This is a genomic window from Pseudomonas frederiksbergensis (genome assembly GCF_003732705.1).
GTDB lineage: Bacteria > Pseudomonadota > Gammaproteobacteria > Pseudomonadales > Pseudomonadaceae > Aquipseudomonas > Aquipseudomonas frederiksbergensis_F.
Genome location: NZ_MOBR01000001.1, coordinates 35,188 through 57,232, shown reverse-complemented (window position 1 = coordinate 57,232; position 22,045 = coordinate 35,188). Strand labels below are relative to the sequence as shown.

At 59.0% G+C, this 22,045-nt stretch carries 20 protein-coding genes; 11 read left to right on the top strand and 9 right to left on the bottom strand.

The features are described 5' to 3' along the window. Positions 1-192: 192 nt before the first annotated feature. A complete protein-coding gene (locus BK667_RS00285; RefSeq protein WP_123596471.1) occupies positions 193-528 on the top strand; it encodes a DUF2834 domain-containing protein in 336 nt (111 codons plus the stop codon). Between the two features lie 130 nt (positions 529-658). Here the strand turns inward: BK667_RS00285 and BK667_RS00280 are convergent, their stop codons facing one another. Both BK667_RS00280 and BK667_RS00275 read right to left on the bottom strand, forming a co-directional pair. Beyond that, complete coding sequence (locus tag BK667_RS00280; protein WP_123596470.1) at positions 659-1,582, bottom strand: magnesium transporter CorA family protein; 924 nt, start codon at positions 1,580-1,582, stop codon at positions 659-661. Positions 1,583-1,589: 7 nt separating this feature from the next. After that, complete coding sequence (locus tag BK667_RS00275) at positions 1,590-3,164, bottom strand: RimK family ATP-grasp domain-containing protein (protein ID WP_123596469.1); 1,575 nt, start codon at positions 3,162-3,164, stop codon at positions 1,590-1,592. A gap of 92 nt (positions 3,165-3,256) precedes the next feature. Here BK667_RS00275 and rimI point away from each other — a divergent pair, with 92 nt between their 5' ends. Next, on the top strand, positions 3,257-4,354 hold the full coding sequence (rimI, locus tag BK667_RS00270; protein WP_123596468.1) for a ribosomal protein S18-alanine N-acetyltransferase: 1,098 nt from the start codon (positions 3,257-3,259) through the stop codon (positions 4,352-4,354). 118 nt (positions 4,355-4,472) lie between these two features. Here the strand turns inward: rimI and BK667_RS00260 are convergent, their stop codons facing one another. Both BK667_RS00260 and BK667_RS00255 read right to left on the bottom strand, forming a co-directional pair. Beyond that, entirely contained in the window at positions 4,473-5,624 is a 1,152-nt protein-coding gene (locus BK667_RS00260; RefSeq protein WP_123596467.1) for a PQQ-dependent sugar dehydrogenase, read from the bottom strand. A gap of 49 nt (positions 5,625-5,673) precedes the next feature. Continuing rightward, the gene (locus BK667_RS00255; RefSeq protein ID WP_123596466.1) at positions 5,674-5,988 is read right to left on the bottom strand and encodes a hypothetical protein; all 315 of its coding nucleotides are present in this window, start codon (positions 5,986-5,988) and stop codon (positions 5,674-5,676) included. 202 nt (positions 5,989-6,190) lie between these two features. On the opposite strand from BK667_RS00255, the gene ku reads away from it, so the two are divergent. Both ku and ligD read left to right on the top strand, forming a co-directional pair. Then, positions 6,191-7,066, top strand: coding sequence for a non-homologous end joining protein Ku (gene ku / locus BK667_RS00250; RefSeq protein WP_123596465.1), 876 nt, complete (start codon positions 6,191-6,193; stop codon positions 7,064-7,066). A gap of 33 nt (positions 7,067-7,099) precedes the next feature. Beyond that, complete coding sequence (gene ligD / locus BK667_RS00245; RefSeq protein ID WP_123596464.1) at positions 7,100-9,619, top strand: DNA ligase D; 2,520 nt, start codon at positions 7,100-7,102, stop codon at positions 9,617-9,619. Positions 9,620-9,733: 114 nt separating this feature from the next. On the opposite strand, the gene lpxO is transcribed toward ligD, so the two are convergent. Continuing rightward, positions 9,734-10,633 carry a lipid A hydroxylase LpxO gene (gene lpxO / locus BK667_RS00240; protein WP_123509563.1) on the bottom strand — a complete coding sequence of 300 codons (900 nt, stop codon included), beginning with the start codon at positions 10,631-10,633 and terminating at the stop codon, positions 9,734-9,736. Between the two features lie 482 nt (positions 10,634-11,115). On the opposite strand from lpxO, the gene BK667_RS00235 reads away from it, so the two are divergent. Further along, positions 11,116-12,705 carry an ABC-F family ATPase gene (locus tag BK667_RS00235; protein WP_123509564.1) on the top strand — a complete coding sequence of 530 codons (1,590 nt, stop codon included), beginning with the start codon at positions 11,116-11,118 and terminating at the stop codon, positions 12,703-12,705. A gap of 274 nt (positions 12,706-12,979) precedes the next feature. Then, positions 12,980-14,167 (top strand): MFS transporter, encoded by a 1,188-nt coding sequence (locus BK667_RS00230; RefSeq protein ID WP_123596463.1) that lies wholly within the window; start codon positions 12,980-12,982, stop codon positions 14,165-14,167. Between the two features lie 97 nt (positions 14,168-14,264). Here the strand turns inward: BK667_RS00230 and BK667_RS00225 are convergent, their stop codons facing one another. Together BK667_RS00225 and BK667_RS00220 are read right to left on the bottom strand one after the other, a co-directional pair. Beyond that, entirely contained in the window at positions 14,265-15,302 is a 1,038-nt protein-coding gene (locus BK667_RS00225; RefSeq protein ID WP_123509566.1) for an alpha/beta hydrolase family protein, read from the bottom strand. Positions 15,303-15,566: 264 nt separating this feature from the next. Continuing rightward, positions 15,567-16,178: an FMN-dependent NADH-azoreductase gene (locus tag BK667_RS00220; protein WP_123509567.1), complete on the bottom strand. Its 612-nt coding sequence runs from the start codon at positions 16,176-16,178 to the stop codon at positions 15,567-15,569. A 131-nt stretch (positions 16,179-16,309) separates the two neighbouring features. Between BK667_RS00220 and BK667_RS00215 the strand changes: the two genes are divergently transcribed. Further along, positions 16,310-17,218 (top strand): LysR substrate-binding domain-containing protein, encoded by a 909-nt coding sequence (locus tag BK667_RS00215; RefSeq protein WP_123509568.1) that lies wholly within the window; start codon positions 16,310-16,312, stop codon positions 17,216-17,218. Beyond that, positions 17,215-17,574, top strand: coding sequence for an MmcQ/YjbR family DNA-binding protein (locus BK667_RS00210; RefSeq protein WP_123509569.1), 360 nt, complete (start codon positions 17,215-17,217; stop codon positions 17,572-17,574). Before BK667_RS00215 ends, BK667_RS00210 begins: the two co-directional genes overlap by 4 nt. Here BK667_RS00210 and BK667_RS00205 read toward each other — a convergent pair. Continuing rightward, entirely contained in the window at positions 17,571-17,999 is a 429-nt protein-coding gene (locus tag BK667_RS00205) for a DUF1294 domain-containing protein (RefSeq protein WP_123596462.1), read from the bottom strand. The genes BK667_RS00210 and BK667_RS00205 overlap by 4 nt on opposite strands. Next, positions 17,996-18,826, bottom strand: a complete 831-nt coding sequence (locus BK667_RS00200) for an undecaprenyl-diphosphate phosphatase (protein ID WP_123509571.1) — start codon at positions 18,824-18,826, stop codon at positions 17,996-17,998. The genes BK667_RS00205 and BK667_RS00200 overlap by 4 nt, the downstream gene beginning before the upstream one ends. A 291-nt stretch (positions 18,827-19,117) precedes the next feature. On the opposite strand from BK667_RS00200, the gene BK667_RS00195 reads away from it, so the two are divergent. The 3 genes from BK667_RS00195 (at position 19,118) to BK667_RS00185 (ending at position 21,946) form a co-directional block, all read left to right on the top strand. After that, a complete protein-coding gene (locus BK667_RS00195; RefSeq protein ID WP_123509572.1) occupies positions 19,118-20,752 on the top strand; it encodes a methyl-accepting chemotaxis protein in 1,635 nt (544 codons plus the stop codon). A gap of 109 nt (positions 20,753-20,861) precedes the next feature. Beyond that, positions 20,862-21,425, top strand: coding sequence for a nicotinamide riboside transporter PnuC (gene pnuC, locus BK667_RS00190; protein ID WP_123596461.1), 564 nt, complete (start codon positions 20,862-20,864; stop codon positions 21,423-21,425). Further along, positions 21,422-21,946, top strand: coding sequence for an AAA family ATPase (locus tag BK667_RS00185; protein ID WP_123509574.1), 525 nt, complete (start codon positions 21,422-21,424; stop codon positions 21,944-21,946). The genes pnuC and BK667_RS00185 overlap by 4 nt, the downstream gene beginning before the upstream one ends. Positions 21,947-22,045 lie beyond the last annotated feature (99 nt).

Sequence of the window (22,045 nt, the reverse complement as noted above, 5' to 3'; positions counted from 1 at the left end):
GGGCGGGTTGGGTGCTGCAGTCGTGAGCTAGCCCGCCAAATAAGGAATGGCGGTAATAATGCTTGGCTGGCAGCGCAATACGGTGGAAGTCATGGCTGGAAATTAGCCGGGCGCCGAGGGCAAGTCAATGGTCAATTTTCTCTGGCCTCTGTAGGCTGGCGACTCTGCTCATTGTCCCCAAGGAAGGAAACCATGAAGTCTGTCGCCCTGCCCCTCATTGCCCTGATCGCGTTTGCCGGCTACACCGTTTCGGTGATGGTGCAGGCGGAACAGTCGTTGATCGAATTCGGCATCAGCCTGATGTCGCAACCGGATACGGCGCAGGTGGTGATTGATCTTTATCTGCTGGCGACGCTGGCGGGGGTGTGGATGTACCGGGATGCTCGCCAGCGTGGGCGGACGGGGTTGTCGGTGATTCCGTATCTTTTGCTCACGGCCATTTTCGTGTCGGTGGGGCCTTTGTTGTACTTGGTGGTTCGGGGGGTTCAAAACCGTAAAGCGCTTGTCGATGCAAGCCAACAGGTTTGATCCAGGACTAACTGAGATTTTGAAATTGCTTTCGCGAGCAGGCTCGCTCCCACAGGGAGTCTTGTGAACGCCACAGATCCAGTGTGGGAGCGAGCCTGCTCGCGAAGGCGGCCTGACAGTCACCCAAAAATCACTTGGCCAACCGCCTGAGCCCCAACACCATCACCCCCGCCCCCAACATCATCGCCGTCAAAAACAACGGATAAGAAATCCACCAAGGCGTCCCCGCCGTCATCATGCTGAACTCGGACATGCCGCCAATGCTCGCAATCAGGTTCAACGGCAAAAACACCACGTTGATCAGCGTCAGTTTGCGCAGCAGGTTGTTCATGCTGTTGTTCATCAGGTTGCCCCGGGCGTCGATCAGCCCGGAGAACACCGTGGAGTAGATTTCCGCCTGTTTGTAACACTGGTTGTTTTCGATGATCAGGTCGTCGATCAGGCCGATGGCTTGCGCGCTGAAGTGTTCCTTTTCCGCGTGGTTGCGCAGTCGGGTCAGCACCGCGCCGTTGCTGTGGATCGCATTGATGTAATAGATCAGGCTCTCACTGAGGTTGAACATCTGGATCAGGTGCTGGTTTTCCATCGAGGCGTTGAATTTCTGCTGCAACTCCCGGGCAACCAGTTTGATCACCTTCAAATGGCCCAGGTAGTGATGGATGTTGTTGAACAACAAATCCAGCAACACATCCAGCGGTGTGTTGAGCCGCTGCCGAGTGCCGAGGCCATGCAGCGGCGAGTCGTCGGTGGCGATCACCAGCAAGCGGCCGGGGGAGAACAGCAGGCCGCAGGACGACACCTCAAACGCCAGGCTGCCGGCGCCGGAATAGTTTTCCGGACGTTTCCAGATCAGGAACAGGTTGTCGGGGTGAAACTCGATGCGCGATACCTCGTCGGGGTCCAGCGCCGAGGCCAGGGCGTGCTCATCGAGTTTGAAATGGCTGTGCAGCAGGTCCCGCTCGGCGGCATCGGGGTTGCTGAACAGCATCACTTCGGCGTCCAGCCGGTCGACGGTATGCAGGACGCCGTGGGTCAGTTGAAAGCTCTTGATCATCGGCCGCTCACCAGGCCTGGCCGCGGCGCTTGAGCTCGAGGCGGCGGACGAACTCTTCCAGTACCAGCGAGTACAAATCGTCCTGCAAATAGGCGTCTTCGATGCCGGCGTCCATGTTCGGGTTGTCGTTGACCTCGATCACCACCACTTTGTCGCCGGACTGCTTGAGGTCGACGCCGTAGAGGCCGTCGCCGATCAGGTTGGCGGTCTTCACGGCCAGTTCCACCACCGCGCGCGGCGCTTCGTGAACCGCCAACGTGCGACATTCGCCGTTGATGTCCTGGCCCTTGGCTTTGTGGTTGTAGATCTGCCAATGGCCCTTGGACATGAAGTACTGGCAGGCAAAGATCGGTTTGCGGTTGAGCACGCCGATGCGCCAGTCGTACTCGGTGTAGAAAAACTCCTGAGCCAGCAACAGCACCGAGTGTTCGAACAGTTCGGCGGTGGCTTCAAGCAAGGCTTGCTGGCTTTCGACCTTGATCACGCCCCGGGAGAAACAGCCGTCCGGGATCTTCAACACCAGCGGAAAGCCCAACCGTTCGCCAACCCGCTCGAAGTCTTCCGGTCGTTCCTTGTAGAGAATTTCGGTGGCGGGCATGCCCAACTGGTGGCTTTTCAGCAGATCGGTCAGGTAGACCTTGTTGGTACAGCGCAAGATCGACGTCGGGTCGTCCATCACCACCAGCCCTTCGCTCTCGGCTTTCTTGGCGAAACGGTAAGTGTGGTTGTCGACGCTGGTGGTCTCGCGAATCAGCAGCCCGTCGTATTCGGCGATACGGGCGTAGTCTTTGCGCTCGATCAGCTCGACGTCGATGCCCAGGGTTTTGCCGACCCGGACGAAGTTGTCCAACGCTTTGGCGTTAGACGGCGGCAGCGCTTCTTGCGGATCATGCAGGATGGCCAGGTCATAACGGGCCAAACGGCGGGAGCGCGGCACACGCCAGATTTTGCGACTGAAACTGTCCAGGGAGTTGGCGAACTGGTCTTCCTGATCTTCGCGCAACTTATGCAAGGCACCGGACTTTACACCTTCAATGTGCCATCCATTAGTTCGTCGAAACTCAACTAACAAAATCGGACACGGAAACACTTCAAATAACTGTCGTGCCAGATCCTGCAAGGGCTCGATATTAGTCTTGCCAAAATAAAGGGTTAGCGTAAAGCCTTCAGTGTCGCTGTAAAGATGATTACTGAGGGCTTTTTCCAGCGGCTTATCCAGATCGTCAAGCGCTAAACCGTAAAGGGATTTACGTGTCAGTTCGCTGATGGTACGCACCGACGGAATGACCTTGTGCCCCCGGGCTTCGGCCAGCAGCGAGCAGTAATAACCGTGCCCCAGGTACTTGTAGCTGCGGCACAGGTTGATCACCTGGACCCGTTTGCCCTGCTCGTTGTCGCGGGTTTGTTCCAGGTATTCCTGGGCCGTGACGATGTCTTCACTGGGAAAGTAGGACGCCCAGTCTTCCTTGCGTTCGACGATGATAATCAACTGGCTGGAAGTTCTAACCGCGTCATTTAAATAAGTTGCCGCCGGCAAAGTTTGCTCGGATACTTCGCGCCAATGACCTTGTACCGCTGACATAGTGATTGATCCGTTGGAGAACAAGACCTTTCCTATTAAGCACGAACTTTTTCGAAAGTCCCGTTTCGTTACGCAACTTTTACGGTGGTCATATGAGTCCTGTCTTTCGCTTGGCGGCAGTTGAAGACTTACCGGCGCTGCTCACACTCGAAGAGCAATGCTTCACCACGGATCGGCTTACCAGTCGCAGTTTTCAGTGGATGATCACGCGCGCTCACGGGCAGTTGTTGGTCGCCCAACACGGGGAGCAACTGGTCGGTTATGCGGTGGTGTTATTCCATCGCGGCACGTCCCTGGCGCGGCTGTATTCGATAGCCATCGCCGTCGAGGCCCGTGGCAATGGCTTGGGCAAGCAGTTGCTGGAGCGGGTCGAGGCCTGCGCCCTTGAGCACGATTGCGCCTACCTGCGGCTGGAAGTGCGCACCGACAACCCGGCGGCGATTGCCCTGTATGAGCGCAACGGTTACCGGCGGTTCGCGCTGATTCATGACTACTACGAGGATCACGCCGACGCGCTGCGACTGGAGAAGCGCATCCTCCAGCACCGCGATTCGCGCAACATCCAGGTGCCCTGGTATCGCCAGACCACTGACTTCACCTGCGGCCCGGCCTGTTTGCTGATGGCTATGGGCGCATTGCAACAAGGTCGACTGCTGGAGCGGCGTGAAGAACTGCAAATCTGGCGCGAGGCGACCACCGTGTTCATGACCTCGGGCCACGGCGGTTGCAGTCCCCAAGGCCTGGCGTTGGCGGCATGGCGCCGCGGGTTTCACGTGAGATTGCAACTGAGCATGGCGGGGCCGTTGTTTCTCGATGGTGTGCGCGATGAGCATAAAAAGGACGTAATGCGTTTGGTCCATGAGGAGTTCACCGCGCAGTTGCAGGACACCGATGTGGAGCGGGTGATCGGCGGAACGCTGGATCTGCCGACGCTGCTGGGGGATGGTGGTCAGCCGCTGGTGCTGATCAGCAGTTACCGCCTGACCCGCTCCAAGGCGCCACATTGGGTGATGGTTACGGATTGTGATGAAGAGTTTGTCTACCTGCACGACCCGGATGTGGATCACAGCCAGCATCGACAGCCCATGGATTGCCAGCATTTGCCGGTGAGTCATGGGGAGTTTGAGAAGATGTGCAGTTTTGGGCGGGGGAAGCTCCGGGCTGCGGTTGTCCTGTATGCCCGGACCTGATCGTTCCCACGCTCCTGCGTGGGAATGCCTCTTGTGACGCTCCGCGTCACGCTTTGGGACGCGGAGCGTCCCGGGCTGCATTCCCGCGCGGAGCGTGGGAACGATCAGCGCAGAGACTTTACTTCAGGCCAACCTTGTAAAGCGTCCCATCCTCCTCATCCGTCAGCACATACAAATACCCGTCCGGCCCCTGCCGCACATCGCGGATCCGCGCCTTCAACTCGCCCATCAACCGCTCTTCATGCACCACTTTGTCACCCTCGAACTGCAACCGGATCAGTTCCTGGCTGGCCAGCGCCCCGATAAACACGTTGTGTTGCCATGGCTTGAAACGATCGGCGTCGTAGAACGCCATGCCGCTGATGGCCGGAGAGACTTCCCAGACATGGTGTGGCGGCACGGTGCCTTCGGCGGTCTTGCCCTTGGCTTCCGGGATTGGCTGGCCGGAATAGTTGATGCCGTTGGTTGCCAGTGGCCAACCATAATTCTTCCCGCGCTCGATCACGTTGATCTCATCGCCGCCCTTCGGGCCATGCTCGTTTTCCCAAATCGTCCCGCTCCACGGATTGAGCGCCAGCCCCTGCGGGTTGCGATGCCCGTAGGACCAGATCTCCGGACGCACGCCGGCCTGACCGACAAAGGGGTTATCGTCCGGCACCTTGCCGTCCGGGTAGATCCGCACGACTTTGCCTTGCAGCTTGTCGAGATCCTGGGCGGTCATGCGGTCGTTGTTTTCGCCAAGGGTGATGAACAGATAGCCGTCCCGGTCAAACACCAGCCGCGAACCGAAATGATTGCCCACTGAAAGCTTCGGCTCCTGGCGGAAGATCACTTTGAAATCCTTGAGGGTCGTCAGGTCTTCGGACAAGTGCCCGCGGCCGACCGCAGTCCCGGCCTTGTCGCCCTCGCCACCGCCCTCGGCGTAGGACAGATAGACCGTGCGGTCCTGCTTGAAGTCCGGCGACAGCACCACATCGAGTAAACCGCCCTGCCCCTTGGCCCAGACCTTGGGTACGCCGCTGATGGGCGCGGAACGTTTGCCATCGACGCTGACCACTCGCAGGTTTCCCGGCCGCTCGGTTACCAGCATGCCTTGGCGATCCGGCAGAAATGCCAGGGCCCACGGGTGTTCCAGGCCCTTGGTAATCGGCGTGACCTCAAGGGTGCCTTGTTCGCTTTTCAGTTCCTGGGTGGGCGCCGCGAAAACAGGCGCCGCGGCGGTGATCAATACGCTGGCGCAGAAGGTGGCCAGGAGGGTTTTACGCAACATGCACGCTTCCTTTTGTCGTTCGAATGGCTGACAGAATCAATCCTGCCGTTCAACGGTTGCTGCTGTCCGAGTCCCGGGGTGGTGGGTTTGGAATGAATTTGGGTGGTGTGCTCGGTGCCGGTTTGTTCTGCGGATAGCGGTTGCCAATCCCGCCGTTTTCCAGGGTGGGTGGACGCGGCACGGGGACGAATGTGGGCTGCCGGGTGGCTGGCTGCGTGCCTTGCATGCTGTTGGGGTTGGCCCGGTGAATCGGGCTGTTGTAGGGATTGTTGTTGCTGCTGCCCGTCGGGCTCTGGGCCAGGGCCGCCTGGCCGAGCAATGCGCTCAAGGCCAACACGGTGCTGCCGAGCAAAAATCGATTCATGGGGAGCCTCTCTACGAATGCGGGAATAGAGTCTTCGATGCCACGCTACGCCCGACGTTCGGATTTGTTAACTGAAACCTCCTTCACAGATGTAACACCCGTTTGCCGCACCGCTGATCCCCCCGCAGGGCCTGGGCGAAAGCCGCTGAAACTTTTGCGCCGGGCCGCAGGTCACCTGATCATCACTTGCGAGTAGACGACGATGGCCCGAGCAATCTGGAAAGGCGCAATCAGTTTTGGCTTGGTGCACATCCCTGTGGCACTGGTGTCGGCAACCTCATCCCAAGGGGTGGATTTCGACTGGCTCGACAGCCGCAGCATGGACCCGGTGGGCTACAAACGCGTCAACAAGGTCACCGGCAAGGAAGTCACCAAGGAACATATCGTCAAAGGCGTCGCCTACGAAAAGGGTCGCTACGTGGTGCTCAGCGAAGAGGAAATCCGCTCGGCGCACCCACTGTCGACCCAGACCATCGACATCTTCGCCTTTGTCGACAGCGAGCAGATCCCGCTGCAAAACATCGACACACCCTATTACTTGGCGCCGGACAAACGCGGTGGCAAGGTCTACGCACTTTTGCGTGAAACCCTGAGCAAAACCAACAAGGTCGCCCTTGCCCATGTCGTGCTGCATACCCGCCAGCATTTGGCAGCGCTGATGCCGCTGGAATCGGCGATGGTGCTGGTGATGCTGCGTTGGCCGGCGGAAGTGCGCAGCCTGGATGAATTGGCCCTGGGCAGTGAAGTGACCAAACCCGAACTGGCTAAAGGAGAGCTGGAGATGGCCAAGCGCCTGGTGGAAGACATGAGCGCCGACTGGAAACCCGAGGATTACCGCGACAGCTTCGAAGACAAGATCATGGCCCTGGTGGAGAAAAAGGCCCACGAAGGCAAAATCGAGGACGTCGAGAGCACCACCGGCGAAGAGGAACGTAAAACGGCGGATGTCATTGACCTGACCGAACTGCTCAAGCGCAGCCTCGGTGGCAAGGCAGCCAGCAAACCGGCGGCCAAGCCGCGCAAAGCCGCCGCCAAACCGACCCCGGCGAAAAAAGCCACAAAGAGTTCTCGCGGCTGACGGCCCGGGATTCGCAGCACAAGGTAGTCCGCCATGGCTAAACCGGTGAGTGAATACACGCGCAAACGCAATTTCGAGATCACCTCGGAACCACCCGAGTCAGCGCCGGCCAAACGCGGCAAGAAAGCGCCTTCGGCCTTGCGTTTCGTGATCCAGAAGCATGATGCGCGCAACCTGCATTACGACTTTCGCCTGGAGCTCGACGGCACCCTGAAAAGCTGGGCCGTGCCCAAGGGCCCGAGCCTGGACCCAACGCAAAAGCGCCTGGCGGTGCACGTTGAAGACCATCCCATCAGTTACGGCACCTTTGAAGGCAGCATTCCCGAAGGCCAGTACGGTGCCGGGGATGTGATTGTCTGGGATCACGGCGTCTGGCAGCCGATTGGTGATCCGCAGGAAACCTACAAGGCCGGCAAACTGAAATTCACGTTGATTGGCGAAAAGCTCTCCGGCGACTGGGCACTGGTGCGTACCCATCTACGCGGCAGTGGCGACAAGGAACAATGGCTGCTGATCAAGGAAAAGGACCAACAGGCACGCCCGATCAGTGAGTTTGACGTGGTCGCCGAGCTGCCCAAAAGCGTATTGAGCGATGCCACTGTGGGCGACAAAACCACCAAGACCACGAAGAAAGCCGTCAAAAAACCCAAAACGGTCAAACCCAAACCGACCACCCTGCCCGAACAGTTCAGCCCGCAACTGGCCACGCTGATGGATAAAGCCCCGGCCGGCGATTGGCGCTATGAAATCAAGTTCGACGGTTATCGCATCCTGGCTCGCATCGACAACGGCGAAGTGCGGTTGCTGACCCGCAACGGCCACGACTGGACCGCCAAACTACCGTTGCAGGCTAAGGCCTTGGCGCAGATGAAACTCGACGGCAGTTGGCTCGATGGCGAAGTGGTGGTGCTCAACGAAAAAGGCTTCCCTGACTTCCAGGGGTTGCAGAACGCGTTCGAGATCGGCCGTTCCGTGGACATCATTTATTTCCTGTTCGATGCGCCGTTCCTGCAAGGCGTCGATCAGCGTGAAATGCCCGTTGAAGACCGGCGCGCCGCGTTGAAAAAAGCCCTGGGACGCAAGTCCCGCCAGATCGTGCGCTTCTCCGAGGCCTTTACGGCTAAACATCAAGACATCATCGAGAGTGCTTGTGCGCTGTCGCTCGAAGGCGTCATCGGCAAACGCGCGGGCAGTCCTTATGTTTCGCGGCGAAGCCCGGACTGGATCAAGCTGAAATGCCGTTTGCGTCAGGAGTTTGTGATCATCGGCTACACGGCACCGCAAGGTTCGCGCAGCGGTTTCGGCGCGCTGCTGCTGGGGGTCTACGACGATAAGGGGCTGATTTACGCCGGGCGCGTCGGCACCGGGTTCAATCAGGCCAACCTCAAGTTGTTTCATGGGCAATTGCAGGAGATCGAACGCAAAATTTCACCGCTGGCCAAGCCATTGACCGCCGCCCAGGCTCGAGGCGTGCACTGGGTCGAACCGACGCTGGTGTGCGAAGCCGAATTTGCCGAGTGGACCCGTGAAGGTGTGGTCCGGCAAGCGGCGTTCATCGCCATGCGTACCGATAAGCCGGCGACTGAGATTGTTCGTGAACAGCCACAATCCCCCAAAGCGAGCAAACCCGTGAGCGAGAAGAAAACCAGCAGCAAGGACAGCACCGTCGCCGGGGTCAAGATCACTCATCCCGAGCGTGTCATCGATAAGGACAGCGGCACGCAGAAACTTGAACTGGTGCAGTTCTACGACAGTATCAGCCAGTGGATCCTGCCGTTCTTGCGTGACCGGCCGGTGTCGCTGTTGAGGGCGCCGGATGGTGTCGAGGGCGAACAGTTTTTCCAGAAACACGCTGAACGCCTGGCCATCCCCAATATCAAGCACCTGGACCCGAACATCGACCTTGGCCACGCGCGATTGATGGAAATCGACAGCGTCCAGGCGCTGATCGGAGCTGCGCAAATGGGCACGATCGAGTTGCATACCTGGGGCGCCACCCATGACCGGATCGAAACCCCGGACCTGTTTGTCCTCGACCTTGACCCTGATCCGGCGTTGCCCTGGAAGAGCATGGTTGAGGCAACACAACTGACCCTGTCGGTGCTCGACGAAATCGGCCTGGAGGCCTTCCTGAAAACCAGCGGCGGCAAAGGTATGCACATCATCGTGCCGCTGGCGCGCAAGGATGACTGGGATACAGTCAAGGCGTTCGCCAAGGCCATCGCGCAGTTTATGGCGCAGCAATTGCCGGAACGGATCACCGCGACCATGGGCCCGAAAAACCGGGTCGGCAAGATTTTCGTCGATTACCTGCGCAATACACGCGGTGCGAGCACGGTGTCGGCGTATTCGGTGCGGGCACGGCCGGGGTTACCGGTTTCGGTGCCCATCAGTCGAGATGAGTTGACCCAATTGCACGGTTCGCAGGAATGGACGGTGGCTAATCTGCTGGGGCGATTGGAGGGGTTGAAGGGGGACCCGTGGAAGGGATATGCCAATCGGCAGAAGATCACGGCGAAGATGTGGAAGCAGTTGGGAGCCAAGAAGCCGTAGGTGATGTGGTGAATTTACCGGCCTCTTCGCGGGCAAGCCTCGCTCCTACAGGTCACACGATACCTGTAGCAGCGAGGCTTGCCCGCGAAGGCGTCAGCCGCCCTGATACAAAACTCAGATCAGCACGAAAACCGCCAACAACCCACCAAAAATCGCCCATTTCTCAAGGTAGTAACGCGCCCGGTTACGCTTTTTCAGCTCCTTGCCCCGCAACCGAACCTTGTAGATTCTGGTAAACAAACGGTTGATGCCACCCGTCTTGTCGCCCGCATCATTCGGCGCGCCCGCCGCCGACATCACATTACGGCTGAACCAGGCGTTGAACGCCGCCGCCCAACGGTACTTCATCGGCCGTTCGACATCGCAAAACAGGATGATGCGGTTCTGATCCGTGGTGTTTTCCGCGTAATGAATGAACGTTTCGTCGAACATCACCGCCTCACCGTCGCGCCAATGGTAGTTCTCGCCGTCGACGTTGATGTAGCAACCGGCATCGTTCGGTGTTTCCAGGCCCAGGTGATAACGGTAGGAACCGGCGTATGGATCACGGTGGCGTACCAGTTTGGAGCCCGGTGGCAGTTCGGCGAACATCGCAGCCTTGATCGAGCCGATGCTCTGCACCAGTTCGGTGGTGCGCGGGCAGAGCTTTTCGGCCGAAGGATGGCTGTCGCCGTACCACTTCAGGTAGAAACGCTTCCAGCCGCTTTTGAAAAACGAGTTGAAACCCACATCGTCGTACTGGTTCGAGCGCTTGATCTCCCCGGCCCGCAGCAGATTCTGACCCTCGGCGCGGATTTCCTCCCAGTGGGCCTGTAACGGGCTCAGGTCCGGGAAGTCGGCCGGGTTAAGGTAAGGCTTGCTCGGAATTTTGGAGAACATATAAAGGAAGCAATTGATCGGCGCCAAAAACGTCGAGTGATCGCTCAGTTGGCGGCCCAATTTGTGGCGCACGCGGCCGCGCAGGTGAACATAGGCGATCGAGACAACATAAATAGCGGCAATGATGATTTTCACGGCAATCGTCACACGTCAGAAGTGAACAAACTGCGCTGCCGGCCAAGCGGTCTTGCACAGTGTCTGTATACGAATCAGCGGTCCCGGTGGCACGTCCTTGAGCCCCTGCCTGCAGTGGCGTGGGTTGAATAGATGGCATTTTAGCCACGGTTTGTAACAAATAGTTAGCATCCAGATGTGAAAATCTGTCCGCTGATGCAGCCAAAGTGACCGCGCAGGCTCAACGCCCTATCGTTTAAAGAGCCAGACCAGTACAATCGCCGCCAAACATTACGCGCCCCCCTTGGTTGATGACGGGAATGAACCCCGCCTCAGCGCACTTCGACTCGGGCCAAGCGCTCCATTGCTGCTGTCCACTTATTGCCAGATGGACCTTCCGCTTCTGACCGGGATGTATTTCCCGTGGTTTGAATACCGGAACCAGGTACTGAATCGGTACTGCCGCACCCCTAGCTACTCTGAATGCTTCGCAGGAAAAACCTTTGATTTCTACAGCTAACATCACGATGCAGTTCGGCGCCAAGCCGTTGTTCGAGAACGTTTCGGTCAAATTCGCGGCGGGCAACCGCTACGGCCTGATCGGCGCCAACGGTTGCGGCAAGTCGACCTTCATGAAAATCCTCGGTGACGATCTCGAGCCGTCCGGCGGCCAGGTCATGCTCGAGCCGAACGTGCGTCTGGGTAAATTGCGCCAGGACCAGTTCGCCTACGAAGAATTCACCGTGATCGACACCGTGATCATGGGTCACGAAGAGCTGTGGAAGGTCAAGGCCGAGCGCGATCGCATCTATTCGCTGCCGGAAATGACCGAAGAAGACGGCATGGCTGTGGCTGAACTGGAAACCGAGTTCGCCGAAATGGACGGCTACACCGCCGAATCCCGTGCCGGCGAATTGTTGCTGGGCCTGGGTATCGGCATCGAGCAGCACTTCGGCCCGATGAGCGAAGTGTCCCCAGGCTGGAAACTGCGCGTGTTGCTGGCCCAAGCGCTGTTCTCCGATCCTGAAGTGCTGTTGCTCGACGAACCGACCAACCACTTGGACATCAACACCATCCGCTGGCTGGAAAACATTCTGACCCAGCGCTCCAGCCTGATGATCATCATCTCTCACGACCGTCACTTCCTGAACAGCGTGTGCACCCACATGGCTGACCTGGATTACGGCGAGTTGCGTCTGTTCCCGGGCAACTACGACGAGTACATGACCGTGGCGACCCAGTCCCGCGAGCAACTGCTGTCGGACAACGCCAAGAAGAAAGCGCAGATCTCCGAACTGCAATCGTTCGTCAGCCGCTTCTCGGCCAACGCCTCGAAAGCCAAGCAAGCGACCTCCCGTGCCAAGGCGATCGACAAGATCCAACTGGCCGAGGTCAAGCCTTCGAGCCGTGTGAGCCCGTTCATCCGTTTCGAACAGAACAAGAAGCTGCACCGTCAGGCGGTCATCGTCGAGCGCATGGCCAAAGGCTTTGACGGCAAGCCGCTGTTCAAGGACTTCAGCTTCCAGGTTGAAGCTGGCGAGCGCGTAGCGATCATCGGCCCGAACGGTATTGGTAAAACCACCCTGCTGCGCACCCTGGTCAACGAACTGACCCCGGACGCCGGCACCGTGAAGTGGACCGACGCCGCGGAACTGGGCTACTACGCCCAGGACCACGCGCACGACTTCGAAGACGACTGCAACCTGTTCGACTGGATGGGCCAATGGACCCAGGGCGGCGAGCAAATCGTTCGCGGCACCCTCGGCCGGATGCTGTTCTCCAACGACGAGATCCTCAAGTCGGTCAAGGTCATCTCCGGTGGTGAGCAAGGTCGCATGCTGTTCGGCAAGCTGATCCTGCAAAAGCCGAACGTGTTGATCATGGACGAACCAACCAACCACTTGGACATGGAATCCATCGAGGCGCTGAACCTGGCGCTGGAAAACTACCCGGGCACGCTGATCTTCGTCAGCCATGACCGTGAGTTTGTATCGTCGTTGGCCACGCGCATTATCGAACTCAGCCCTAGCGGCGTGATCGACTTTAGCGGTACTTACGATGATTACCTGCGTAGCCAAGGCGTGGTGTTTTAAGGGCAGCGATTAGTTTCAAGCTGCAAGCGGCAAGTAAAAGCCCTGTCCTGGTGACGGGGCTTTTTGCGTTCGGGCTTTTGATCGTTCCCACGCTCTGCGTGGGAATGCCTCAAGGGACGCTCCGCGTTCCAATGGGACGCGGAGCGTCCCGGGCTGCATTCCCACGCGGAGCATGGGAACGATCTGCGTTGAGAATATAGTTAGCCTGCTTCCTTTTATTCCCAGCCCACGCCATGATGCAGGTCTCCCACCGCCGCCCGCGAACGAGCCCTTCATGTCTGCGCAGCAACTGCCCCCGCAAAGCTCCATGGCGATCACACTGCAGATCGTCTCCATCGTTTTTTATACCTTTATTGCCTTCCTCTGCATCGGCCTGCCGATTGCGGTGATTCCGGGGTATGTCCACGAACAGCTGGGTTTCAGCGCGATCATCGCGGGGCTGACCATCGGCTGCCAATACCTGGCCACTCTGCTCAGCCGCCCGATGGCCGGGCGCATGTCGGACAGCGTCGGCACCAAGCGGGCGATTGTCTACGGCCTGTCGGGGATTGTGTTGAGCGGTCTTCTGACCTTGCTCTCGACCTTGCTGCAAAGCTTTCCGTTGCTGAGTCTGTTGATCCTGATCGCCGGCCGGCTGTTGTTGGGGATCGCCCAAGGCTTGATCGGCGTCGGCACCATCAGTTGGTGCATGGGCCAGGTCGGCGCCGAACATACCGCGCGTTCGATTTCCTGGAACGGCATCGCCTCTTACGGCGCCATCGCCATCGGCGCACCGCTAGGGGTGGTGATGGTCGCCGAGTACGGCTTTGAAAGCCTGGGGGTTGTCCTGTCAGTGCTGGCGCTGGGGGCGTTGCTGTTGATCCGCAACAAACCGTCGGTGCCGGTGATTCGCGGGGAACGCCTGCCGTTCTGGAACGTGTTCGGGCGTATTGCCCCGTTTGGCGCGAGCCTGAGCCTGGCGTCCATCGGCTATGGCACCCTGACCACGTTTATTACCTTGTATTACCTCAACCGTGGCTGGACCGGCGCCGCCTATTGCCTGACGGTATTCGGGGTGTGTTTCATTCTGTCGCGGCTGTTATTCATTTCTGCCATCAGCCGTTTTGGCGGCTTCACCTCCGCCATCGCCTGCATGACGATCGAGACCATGGGCCTGGTGCTGCTGTGGCTGGCGCCGTCCACCGGTTATGCGTTGATCGGCGCCGGGCTCACCGGGTTTGGCCTGTCGCTGGTGTATCCGGCGCTGGGGGTCGAGGCGATCAAGCAGGTGCCCAACTCCAGTCGCGGCGCGGGGCTGAGTGCTTATGCGGTGTTTTTCGATCTGGCACTGGCGATTGCCGGACCGCTGATGGGCGCGGTGGCGTTGAACTTGGGGTATTCGTGGATTTTCTTTAGTGCGGCGTTGTTATCGGTGACCGGGTTGGGGCTGACATTAATGCTGAAACGCCGCGCAATGGCCTGATAGACGCGATATCTGTAGGAGCAAGGCTTGCCCGCGATGGCGTCCGTGAGATCGCTATCGCGAGCAAGCTTTGCTCCTACAAGGGGTTGCGTCAGTCTTATTGATCAGCGGTTTGCATCCCCGCCCGACTCGGTTTGCCCAAGGCGTGGGAGAAGAACCGCCCCGCTTCGGAGATCAGGTTGCGGTGGATGTCTTCACGATCGACACCATCCGCATCGGTGCACAGCGCCGGCATGGCGATGATCTGTTCTTCATTGCAAGGCGCCATGAACACGAAGTGCCCTGCCCCGGCCAGTAACTTGAAGTCCGGCGCGATCGGCAGTTTGCGCGCCAGCGCTGCGGCGTTTTTGTCGAACGCCACCAGTTTGTCGCCGTCACCGCTGTAAAGCAGCACCGGCACATGCACATCCGCCAGGGTATGGCGGCCGAACTTCAGACTCAGCGGCGCCATCAGCAGCAAGGCATGAACCCGCGGGTCGGCCACTGGCTGCAAATCGTCACGATCGACAATCAGCTCGCCCTGAGTGTTGCAGGCGTCGCGGTCATCCGGGCGCTCCTGGCAATAGCGGCGCAGGCGATCCAGATCAGGCGTGGCGCCGGACAGGATCAACGCCGTCTCGCCACCCGCCGAGTAGCCAATCACCCCGACTTGATCGGCATTGACGAAAGGCGCCAGCATCGCATCGCCCAAGGTGGCGGTAATCGCTTCGGAAATTTGCAGGGGACGACCGTACAGGTTGCTCAACGTGCCGAGACGGCTGTGATCCTTGGAGTTGTCACCGGGATGGATCACCGCGACCACTACAAAACCCTTACGGGCCAGCGAGGTGGCAAGATCGTGCAAGGCCAGCGGAGTGCCGACGTTGCCGTGGGACAGCATCAACATCGGAAAACGGCCGATGGCGACCCGGGCGTCTTCACCCGCTTCGACGGTGTAGCCCTCAAGTTTGCTGGTGCGATCCTTGTCGCTGGACGGATAAAAGGCGATGGCACGCATCGGCTGCAAATCCAGCGGATCGAGGAACGTCATCTCGTGATAACCGACGCTCCAGTGCGCATGCAGGCCGGGCGCAGCGTGCACTGAAATCAGGCTGCTGAGCAGGCATATCAGTAACGTTGCACAAAGACGCACCATGGGATGCCCTACCTTTGTTACTTGACTGAAAAGCCCGTAGTACTCCGCCAGGCGGAGGACGCGGCCTTGTGCCAGTGTTTGCGGCCACCAAGGTCGTTGCGCAACGGGGACGTTAAACCCTCGACTGCATAACCTGGGCCACAACATGAAAAGCCATCAAAAACAAAAAAACTCTGTAACTGATCATTACCATGATCAGAATACAGAGTTTTTCAGGTATTGCCTGAGCTGTTTAGAATTCTTTACGCAACGCTTACGAAAGCATTACGCAGCGGCGAACAATTGCTCGCTGATTTGCGTGTGGGCATCGGTCAGGGCTTTGGTGCGCACTTCGTCACCGTAAGCCAGGCCATGGGCGCGAACGAACTCAATATCAGTGATGCCCAGGAAACCGAACAGAACCTTCAAGTAGTCTTCGTGGGCAACGCCGGTTGCCTGACCTACGTGGAGGCCACCCGAAGTCGAAACGATCACCAGTTTCTTGCCACCGCACAGGCCTTCAGGGCCGGCTTCGGTGTAGCGGAAAGTCTGGCCGGCAACGGCGATGCGGTCGATCCAGGCCTTGAGTTGGGTCGGGATGGTGAAGTTGTACATTGGCGCGGCAATCACGATGGCGTCAGCTGCGATGAATTCAGCCAGGGTCGAAGCGCTCAGTTCGGCTTCGTGCTGTTGCGCGGCGTTGCGCAGCTCAGCGGTGGTGCCGGCAGCGACCAGGGTCGTGGCGGAGAAATGGCTGATGGCATCAGCGGCCAGGTCACGGTAAGTCACGACGGCCGAAGCGTCAGCGGCTTGCCAGGCTTTGACCACTTCGCCGCTCAACTGACGGGAAGCGGAGTTGTCACCCAAAATGCTCGAATCGATATGCAACAGTTTCATAGAAGGATCTCCAGGTGAGGATCGCCACCGGGCGATCTGATGGAGAGGATCCTACAGATGAATCTAATAGCTGATTAGCCCGCAACAATGCGATAGTTCGTCTCACTGATAGAACAGTCGAGTTTCAAATCATGCAAGACCTGAACGACCTCTACTATTTCGCCAAAGTCGTCGAAGCCGGTGGTTTCGCGGCGGCTGGGCGGTTGCTGGGGATTCCCAAGTCGCGGCTGTCGCGGCGCATCGCCGAGCTGGAAGAACGCCTGGGCGCGCGTCTGCTGCAACGCACCACCCGCCAACTCAAGCTGACCGCCGTCGGTGAACGTTATCTGCGCCACTGTCAGGCGATGCTGCTGGAGGCCGAGATGGCTGACGAAGCGGTGGCCAGCATGTCCAGTGAACCCCGAGGCCGACTCAGGGTGTCCTGTCCGGTGGGTTTGGCCAATCAGATGTTGCCGACGATCATCAGCGACTTTCTCGAGAAATACCCGCAGGTCCAGCTGGAGGTCATGCTGGTCAACCGTCGGGTCGATCTGGTCACCGAAGGCGTCGATGTCGCCCTGCGCGTCCGTGAATTGGGGGATGAAGATCCGTTGCTGGTCACCCGACGCCTGCGTCAGGCGCAAACACTGATGGTTGCCAGTCCTGCCTTCCTGCACGGTCGCGAGATCAATCACCTGGAAGACCTCAAGGGCTTGCCGGTACTCGGCGCCCTGGAGCCCGACCGCATGGTGCATATCCGCATGCTCGATCAACAGGGCAAAAGCCATGATCTGGCGCTGGAGGCACGGCTGGGCATCGACGACTTTATTGTGCGCCGGGCCTGCGCCCTCGCCGGCCAGGGCTTTACGGTGCTGCCGATGATGTATTGCGAACAGGAAATCGCCGACGGCTCGCTGATCCAGTTATTGCCGGACTGGGCATTGCCTGGCGGCTGGCTGCAAGCGGTCTACCCTCATCGACGCGGGGTAATGCCGGCGGTGCGCGCCTGGCTCGACCATTTGATCGAATCATTCAATGCTTGTGGGGACCGATTGATATGAAGGCTGGACGCATGAGCGAAGCGGACGTCGCACAATTTTGCCTGGGGCTGCCCGGTGCCCGGGAAGACTACAAATGGGGTGGCGTGCGGGTGTTTTCGATTGCCGGCAACAAGATGTTCGCGCTACAGAACCTGCGGGGCGATTCCCTGGCGTTCAAGGTCGACAAGGACTTGTTTCTCGGTCATTGCGACCGCCCGGGCATTCACCCGGCGCCGTACCTGGCCCGGGCGCAATGGATCATCATGCAGGTGCCCTACCCGCTGGGCGCCGAAGAACTGCAAGCCTTGCTGCAACGCTCCCACCAACTGGTGGTGAGCAAATTGCCCAAGCGCACCCAGGTCGGATTGCTTCTTTAGAAGAACGCCAGCAAATGCGCGCCAAGGAACAACTGGTCGATCCAGAACACCTGATGCAACAACACGATGAGCCAGAACACCAGTTGAAACGAGACTTTGCGGGTCTTGTGTCGAAACACTTGCTGGGCCAACAACGCACCCGGCCAGCCACCGGCCAGTTCCACCGCGTGCAGGACGTTTTCCGGGGTGCGCCAGGTGTCGGCGCGGGCCTTGCGCTTGTCAGCCCAGTACAGGAAAAACGCCACCACACTGACCAGGCCGTAGGCCGCCAGCGGAATCACCGAAACCGCGCGCAGCCACAACGCCAGCGAGCCATACAGTGGCAGCGCGCAGAGGGCGACGAACACCAGCAGCTTCAAGCGAGGCTGCTGGATCTGCCCACCGGACGGGCGTCCGGGGTTGTACCGCGCGCCGGAGTCACTCATGGCTTGGCAGCGGCCCAGTCAACCCAACCGAACTGCCAGGTCGCCAGGATCACCAGACCGAACGCAATGCGATACCAGGCAAACGCCGCATAGCTGTGGCTGGCGATGAACTTGAGCAACGCCTTGACCGCGATCATCGCGAAGATAAATGCAGTGATGAAGCCCACGGCGAACACCGGAAAGTCTGCCGGCACGAACAAATGACGGTACTTGAACCCCGAATACACCGCCGCCGCCACCATGGTCGGCATGGCCAGGAAGAACGAGAACTCGGTCGCGGTCTTGCGCGACAGCCCGAACAGCAGGCCACCGATGATCGTCGAGCCGGAGCGCGAGGTCCCCGGAATCATCGCCAGGCACTGGGCGAAACCGACTTTCAGCGCATCTTTCCAAGTGATTTCGTCGACCGTTTCGGCATGCACTTCATGCTGACGCTTCTCGGCCCACAACATGATGATCCCGCCCACCACCAACGCCGCTGCCACCGTAATCGGGTTGAACAGGTATTCGTGAATCAAGTCGGAAAAGATCACACCCAGCACCACGGCTGGCATAAAGGCGATCAGCAGGTTTGCGGTGAAGCGACGTGCACTCGGTTGGGTCGGCAAGCCAGTCACCACATCGAGGATCTTGCGGCGAAACTCCCAGACCACCGCCAAAATTGCGCCCAACTGAATAATGATGTTGAACGCAATAGCGCGCTCGCCACCGAAGTTGAGCAAGTCCGCGACGATAATCTGGTGTCCGGTACTCGAAATGGGCAAAAACTCCGTCAGCCCTTCTACAACGCCAAGAATCAGTGCCTGAAAGGCGGTCCAAAGATCCATCAATCCCCCAAGAAGCGATGCGAAAGGCATGCCCCGTTAATATTTTTTAGAACGTTCACTGCCGGTCAGCGTAGCTGAAGTCGCGCGCACAGGATCTACACGAAACGGTAAAAATTCCGTGAAAAATCAACTTGGATTCAGGTTTTCCCGTGCGAGGCCGAAATCCTATCAGAGATGCCTGATTAACGCCGCTGCGTAATTGGACTTGCGTCGCATAGTTCCGGCCGGCAAAGCGTGGTTGGATGCTGGCGGTCGTTTATGACAAGAATAAGAATCTGGAGTGACAGCGTTATGAACAGCTTGCGCAGTGTGTCGATCAGCCGACGCTTGTGGCTCATCTTGATCGTGGCCATCGTGATGTTATTGACGTTGGGCATGCTGATGCTCAAACAGATTCACGATGACCTGTACCACGCCAAGGCGCAGAAAACCCAGCATGTGGTGCAGACCGCCAGTGGCATTCTGAATTACTACCATGACCTGGAAACCGCCGGCACCCTCACCCGCGAGGCCGCGCAAAAACAGGCGCTGACCGTGGTTCGCGGCCTGCGTTATGACCAGAACGACTACTTCTGGATCAACGACCTGACGCCGGTGATGATCATGCACCCGGCGAATCCGAAACTCGAAGGCCAGAACCTGTCGGCGATCCGCGACCCGGATGGTTTTGCGCTGTTCAACGAAATGGTGGTCATCGCCAAGGCCAAAGGCGCCGGCATGGTCGATTACCGTTGGCCGAAACCCGGTGCCAGTGCGCCGGTGGAAAAAACCTCCTATGTCAAACTGTTTGAGCCGTGGGGCTGGATCATCGGTTCCGGGGTGTACATCGATGACATGCAAGCCGAGTTCTACGGTCAGGTGTGGGAAGCATCGTTTATCGGTGTGGCGATTGCGCTGATCATGGCGCTGCTGGTGATCATGATTGCCCGCAGCATCGTGCGGCCGTTGCAGGAAACCGTGAACGCCATGGCCAACATCGCCAGCGGCGAAAGCGACCTGACCCGCAGTCTCGATACCCACGGTCAGGACGAAGTCACGCAACTGGCGCACCACTTCAATGCCTTTACCGCCAAGCTGCGTCTGGTGATCAGCCAGTTGCAAGTGTCTGCCAGCGCGTTGGGTCAGTCCTCCAGCGACTTGGGCAACGACGCTGTGCAGGCCCAGCAACGCAGTCAGCAGCAGTCCCAGCAAATGGAACTGGTGGCGACCGCGATCAATGAAGTGACTTACGGCGTGCAGGATGTGGCCAAGAACGCCGAACATGCCGCCAGCGAAATGCGCGATGCCGAGTCTCAGGCCCAGCAAGGCCAGGTCAACATTGATGGCAGCTTGCAGCAGATCGACAAACTCTCCGGGACCATTGATCAAGCGGTCGAAGTGATTCGCACCCTGGCGGCCGAAAGCACTCAGATCGGCAGCGTCCTGGAAGTGATCCGCTCGATTGCCGAACAAACCAACCTGTTGGCACTCAACGCGGCCATTGAAGCGGCTCGGGCCGGCGAGCAAGGTCGCGGGTTTGCGGTGGTGGCCGATGAAGTGCGCCTGTTGGCGCAGCGTACCCAGAAGTCCACGGCGGAAATCCAGGCGATGATCGAACGCCTGCAAAACCATTCCGAAGCGGCGGTCAAGGTGATCGGCGACAGCAGCCGCGCTTCACAATTGACCATCGAACAGGCCGGCCTGGCTGGCGCAAGCCTGAGCGCCATCGGCCAGGCGTTGCGCAACCTCAACGGGTTGAACGCTTCGATCGCCAGCGCCACCCTGCAACAAGCCCATGTGGTGGAAGACATCAACCAGAACGTCACCCAGGCCGCCGGTTTGTCCCATAGCACGGCATTGGCGGCAGAACAGTCGAGTCTGGCCAGTGTGCATCTCAAGGAATTGAGCGAACAATTGAACGGGTTGCTCAAGCAGTTCCGCGTTTAATGGATATGTAGCAGCTGCCTCGCGCTGCCCGGCAGCTGCTACATGGGTTTGCGCTAGCCGGTCCTGCCGCTACAATCGCCCCCTCTTCGACTTCCCCCAAGGTACCGCCATGTCCGGGCTTGAACTGTTTGCCGCCGCCCTCGGCGTCATTGCCGTCTGGTTGACGGTCAAACAGAATCCCTGGTGCTGGCCGATCGGCCTGGTCATGGTGCTGCTTTATAGCTGGATCTTCTTCGAAGTGAAGCTCTATTCGGACATGTTGCTGCAGGTGGTCTACGCCGCATTGCAAGTCTATGGCTGGTGGCAATGGACTCGCGCGGGCGATGCCCATGACGGTCGGCAAGTGAGTGAACTGGATGCGCGTTCAATCCTGCTCGGGCTGGCGGCGGGCGCCATCGGCAGTCTGCTGCTGGGCGCGGCCATGGCCCACTGGACCGACGCCGCCCAGCCCTGGCTCGATGCCGCGCTGACCGGTTTCAGCCTGGTGGCGCAGTTATGGATGGCGCAAAAACGCGTGCAATGTTGGCCATTGTGGATCGTCCTGGATGTGATCTTCGTCAGCCTGTTCATCTACAAAGGCCTGTACCTGACCGCGACCCTCTACGGATTGTTCACCGTGATTGCTGTGCAAGGCTGGCGTGAATGGCGGGCCGATCCGGCACTGCACGCATGAAAGTACTGGTACTCACCGGCCCGGAATCCAGCGGCAAAAGCTGGCTTTCGAGTGAGATTCAAGCCAGATTTGGCGGCCTGTTGGTGGGCGAGTACGTTCGGCACTTTATCGACAGCGAAGCCCGCGACACCCGCTACGACGACATTCCATCCATCGCACTCGGCCAACTGGCCTGGGAAGATGAAGCACGGGCCAAACTGCCGCCCTTGTTGATTCTCGACACGCACCTGTTGAGCAATATCCTGTGGAGTCGCACGTTGTTTGGCGCTTGCCCGACGTGGATCGAGCAAGCCTTGCTGGCGCGCCGCTACGACCTGCATTTGCTGCTAAGCCCCGAAACCGTGGCCTGGCATGACGACGGGCAGCGTTGCCAACCGCAACTGGCGCAACGCCAGGCTTTTTTCCAGGCCAGCCGCGAATGGCTTGAGCTGCACCGCCAGCCTTTTGAGGTACTGCAAGGTGACTGGCAACAGCGCAAGGACGCGGCATTCGAGCTTGTGAAGCATTTGCTCATGGCCTGACAGGGCTCCCCGCCCTGCCGCAAGTGTCCATTTCTGAAACACCCCCTCCTGAGAAAACCCGCGAACTAAAGCGGTTTGGGTGCTTGAAAAAGAAACTGT

Bases quoted from the DNA above. Each gene is read 5' to 3' on its own strand.
- BK667_RS00285 (WP_123596471.1), top strand. From the start codon at position 193: ATGAAGTCTGTCGCCCTGCCCCTCATTGCCCTGATCGCGTTTGCCGGC.
- BK667_RS00280 (WP_123596470.1), bottom strand. From the start codon at position 1,582: ATGATCAAGAGCTTTCAACTGACCCACGGCGTCCTGCATACCGTCGAC.
- BK667_RS00275 (WP_123596469.1), bottom strand. From the start codon at position 3,164: ATGTCAGCGGTACAAGGTCATTGGCGCGAAGTATCCGAGCAAACTTTG.
- rimI (WP_123596468.1), top strand. From the start codon at position 3,257: ATGAGTCCTGTCTTTCGCTTGGCGGCAGTTGAAGACTTACCGGCGCTG.
- BK667_RS00260 (WP_123596467.1), bottom strand. From the start codon at position 5,624: ATGTTGCGTAAAACCCTCCTGGCCACCTTCTGCGCCAGCGTATTGATC.
- BK667_RS00255 (WP_123596466.1), bottom strand. From the start codon at position 5,988: ATGAATCGATTTTTGCTCGGCAGCACCGTGTTGGCCTTGAGCGCATTG.
- ku (WP_123596465.1), top strand. From the start codon at position 6,191: ATGGCCCGAGCAATCTGGAAAGGCGCAATCAGTTTTGGCTTGGTGCAC.
- ligD (WP_123596464.1), top strand. From the start codon at position 7,100: ATGGCTAAACCGGTGAGTGAATACACGCGCAAACGCAATTTCGAGATC.
- BK667_RS00230 (WP_123596463.1), top strand. From the start codon at position 12,980: ATGTCTGCGCAGCAACTGCCCCCGCAAAGCTCCATGGCGATCACACTG.
- BK667_RS00225 (WP_123509566.1), bottom strand. From the start codon at position 15,302: ATGGTGCGTCTTTGTGCAACGTTACTGATATGCCTGCTCAGCAGCCTG.
- BK667_RS00220 (WP_123509567.1), bottom strand. From the start codon at position 16,178: ATGAAACTGTTGCATATCGATTCGAGCATTTTGGGTGACAACTCCGCT.
- BK667_RS00215 (WP_123509568.1), top strand. From the start codon at position 16,310: ATGCAAGACCTGAACGACCTCTACTATTTCGCCAAAGTCGTCGAAGCC.
- BK667_RS00210 (WP_123509569.1), top strand. From the start codon at position 17,215: ATGAAGGCTGGACGCATGAGCGAAGCGGACGTCGCACAATTTTGCCTG.
- BK667_RS00205 (WP_123596462.1), bottom strand. From the start codon at position 17,999: ATGAGTGACTCCGGCGCGCGGTACAACCCCGGACGCCCGTCCGGTGGG.
- BK667_RS00200 (WP_123509571.1), bottom strand. From the start codon at position 18,826: ATGGATCTTTGGACCGCCTTTCAGGCACTGATTCTTGGCGTTGTAGAA.
- BK667_RS00195 (WP_123509572.1), top strand. From the start codon at position 19,118: ATGAACAGCTTGCGCAGTGTGTCGATCAGCCGACGCTTGTGGCTCATC.
- pnuC (WP_123596461.1), top strand. From the start codon at position 20,862: ATGTCCGGGCTTGAACTGTTTGCCGCCGCCCTCGGCGTCATTGCCGTC.
- BK667_RS00185 (WP_123509574.1), top strand. From the start codon at position 21,422: ATGAAAGTACTGGTACTCACCGGCCCGGAATCCAGCGGCAAAAGCTGG.